This window comes from Moorena sp. SIO4A1 (assembly GCF_010672065.1).
In the GTDB taxonomy this organism is placed as follows: domain Bacteria; phylum Cyanobacteriota; class Cyanobacteriia; order Cyanobacteriales; family Coleofasciculaceae; genus Moorena.
The window spans coordinates 1-3,483 of the sequence record NZ_JAAHHX010000185.1; the positions used below are offsets into that span (position 1 = coordinate 1).

The window sequence follows — 3,483 nt, forward strand, 5'->3', positions numbered from 1 at the left end:
CTACGAAACAGTTTACTTGTTAACCATTACAAAATCAGCTTAAAGACGTAGTCAACTGTCAACAAAACAAAAAACGAATGCAATACCAAAATAACAACAAGGAAATAAACAAAACTGTATGAAAATTTTTTTTCCCCCTAGCACGAATCTATCAGCTCCCTCTCCACCACTAAGAGTATCAATGCCACTGGTATCAATGACCTTGATAGTAGTAGAGTTACCGTCTTGAGACACGGAAATACCTCCACCTGTGAGAGTGTCATCCCCTAACCCGCCAGAAATCGAGTCATCTCCACTAAGGCCAGCGATAATGTCGTTACCTTCTCCACCATCAAGAGTATCATTTCCTATTCCACCTACAAGAATGTCATCACTTTCTCCTCCAGAAAAGGAATTATTACCACTCGTGCTAGTCAGAATGTCACTACCGTTGCCACCGTTGAAAGTCGTACTGGTTGCTCTACTCACCAGAATGTCATTGCTTCTCCCGCCAAAAATCTGACTTCGATTAAAGCTGCTATTCAACGAAGAAATGCTGACTCTAGGTTTCAAAAACGAAAGAGTATTGAATTCCTCTAGCTTAATGCCAAACTCAGATCCCGAAAAAAAGTTATCGTCACTTCCAAATAAAATCATCGTTTTTACTCCTTAAGCTGTTGTGCATTTAAACTGTATATTAGTGAAATCACATTAAAAAGATAGATCCCAGTCCCCTTTTGCCTTTTGCCTTTTGCCTTTTGCCTTTTGCCTTTTGCCTTTTGCCTTTTGCCTTTTGCCTTTTGCCTTTTGCCTTGCTAAAATTTAGTAATCGAACCTAATCCTAATATGTTTCTAATTACATTTTTAGGATTGCCGTAATAATTGATATTTCCTAACCCAAATACACTAGCATTCAGCTCTTCAGTGGCATAAACATCTACTTGGGAAGCACCAAATAGATCAACCTTAGCTTTGGTTGAAGAAAGATTTTTACCATTGACATCAACCGCTCCATATACCTTTAGATATAGCTCTTTCGTATTGCCATATAATTCAGTTTTGCCGCTACCATTTTCCTCAATGTCTAACCGCTGATTATTGACATTGTAAACTTTCACATAATTAGCGCCATGGGTAGATATTTGCTCGATGTTTTGGCTAGATGCTTTAATTTTTAATAGGGTTTTAGGAGAAATACTTTTTTCAGGATAAATGAATAGGGTATTATCTCTAACTTCTGTAATAATTAGGGGCAAGATATTATCATCACCGCTAATTTCAAGATTGGTAGTTGGCTGAATAACTAGTTCAATCTCATAACTACCACTAACGTCAATCGCAGTAAAAGGGCTAACTTTTCTGCTTTCCGTTTTCAAAACACTACTACCTTGAACACTCATCGTATTAAGCTGACTAACAACTGGTGCTTTAACTGGCTCAAGCCAAATACTATCTAACCCACTAACTGAGTTAAACCCACTAACAGCTAATGCTAGTAAAACAGGTATCTTAGATAACATTGTTTTTTTAACCAACCTCCTTTTGCTTAACTTAAGCTACTCCTTAATTGCCAGGATTCATGTGCTTCCTTTGTAAGTAGCCAGCTATCAGCTAATAGCTGATAGCGAAATGCTGAATGCTTACGAATTTTCTACAGAATCATTCTGGCTTTGATCCTGTAACCAATCCTGAAATAGGGATTCTAAAATTGCCTCTCTAACGGATTCACTTAGTTCCGTTGGAAACCACTTCTCAACTCGGAGAATGTGATAGCCAAGTTTAGTTTGAATCGGTCCGATCACTTCACCTTCTTTAGCTTCATAAATCCCTTTGGCAATGTCTTTGGAAAGTTCTGCTAGAAAGCAAATCCCGACAAAACCGCCATTTTCTTGGGACTGTTTCCCCTTCGAGTGTTCCAGTGCTAAAGCACAGAAAGAAGCGTTGTCATAGCGGAGTGCTTTAACTATTTTCAAAGCCTGGGCTAGGTCAAGCACAAGAATTTGAGAAAGGGCTACTCGTCTATAGTTTTCGCGATTGCTAATATAATCACCATCGACAGCTCCTCCAAACAGATGCTCTTTTAATTTCTTCGTCAATAGCTCGACTTTAATGCCTTCAGACCACTCTTCTACAGTAATCTTCTGCTGAGAAAACCAAGTATTGGTTTCAGTAACCCCTAGCAACTTGTGCTCTACACGAAAAGCATCTCCAGCTGCTTGCCATTCCTGATCGGAAACTGTAATACTAAATTCCTCACACAGATCCAAAATCAAAGCATCTTGTTCAGCTAAGGTAGCAATTTCAGCAAATTTCCTGGAACGGCGCAGGTAACCAATAATATCTGCATCCGTTACTGGGGAAGTTTCTAGTAGTAGCGGTTTTTCTAAGGTTTCTGTCGTTTGTGTCATGGTTTTTTGTGATTAATCAATGGTGTAGTTTAACAGTATAAATTCTGTAAGCACTCAGCCGTCAGCTGTCAGCCGTCAGCTTAAAATAAACCTCAAAAGGTATAATTTAATAGTTCGAGATTTTATCAAATTTAAAGTTTGGGGAAAAGCTCTTGGCCGTTGGCTGATAGCACCTCAATTAGCGTGGCACAGGCTTCGACGCTGTGACATAACGCATAAGCTGATAGCTGATGGCTGATAGCTGATAGCTTACCTCTCATCTATGAATAACAACAGGTTCAGGTTGGTAAATCAAGCGTTCAGGTGGAATTTCTTCAATATTGATGCGGTTGCGATGTAAATCGCCATAGAGATTGAGATAGTCTAGTTCAGCTTGGGTTAGTTTGCCTTTTTGAATGCCTTTGATTGCTGCATCAACTTCTTCACGAGAAGTCAAACCTGCCAAGGCGACATCCACACAGTTCTGACTTAAAGAGTAGCGATATAAATCTGGTACTGAAGGTGTCCAGCAGTTTTCTGGTAGATCCTCCGGAGGAGTCCAAAGAACAGTCTGCATTCCAGCTGACTTAAACGTAACAATACCCGGTCGCTGGGGGTCTTCGGGAGCTAAATCCGCAAAGACCTTTTGCTGAGCAGTGCGGTGAGCAACATTATGGCGAACCATGACCACATCTAATAAAGGGCTATTTAGCCACTTTCGGGCAAGATCGTGGTCGTGGAATGACGCACCAATATAGCGCACAGCACCCATTTTTTTGAGACGTTCTGAGGTTTCAAATACTCTTTCTATGGTGCGCTGATAAACTGTATTTGGACCGCGCAGATCGTTAGAAATATTCAAGCATTTCTCAAAATTATCCCCATTGTCAGCATCAATCCAACCCCAAAAAAATATATCAATGTAGTCAATTCCCAACTCTACAAACTGATCGTATAGATAAGTAAATAGGACATCGGGACTCCTGGTCATGTAAGTTACCGTTGACAGAACAACCTGCTCTCGAACTGAGGAACCCCGTCCACAAAGCTGGCGCAGCGCCCCAGCCATAGAACTATCGAGATAGTGATGTAGATCGCTGGAGTAGAAAAAGTAGTA

At 40.4% G+C, this 3,483-nt stretch carries 4 protein-coding genes; all 4 read right to left on the bottom strand.

Going from position 1 to position 3,483, the window contains the following annotated elements; translation table 11 throughout:
• Positions 1–51 precede the first annotated feature (51 nt).
• A complete protein-coding gene (locus F6K53_RS35815) occupies positions 52–636 on the bottom strand; it encodes a calcium-binding protein (RefSeq protein ID WP_293084127.1) in 585 nt (194 codons plus the stop codon).
• A gap of 158 nt (positions 637–794) precedes the next feature.
• The gene (locus F6K53_RS35820; protein WP_293058214.1) at positions 795–1,499 is read right to left on the bottom strand and encodes a head GIN domain-containing protein; all 705 of its coding nucleotides are present in this window, start codon (positions 1,497–1,499) and stop codon (positions 795–797) included.
• Positions 1,500–1,619: 120 nt separating this feature from the next.
• The gene (locus F6K53_RS35825) at positions 1,620–2,387 is read right to left on the bottom strand and encodes a peptidylprolyl isomerase (protein WP_293058211.1); all 768 of its coding nucleotides are present in this window, start codon (positions 2,385–2,387) and stop codon (positions 1,620–1,622) included.
• Between the two features lie 256 nt (positions 2,388–2,643).
• On the bottom strand, positions 2,644–3,483 hold an 840-nt coding region (locus tag F6K53_RS35830; RefSeq protein ID WP_293084130.1), incomplete at its 5' end, for an aldo/keto reductase.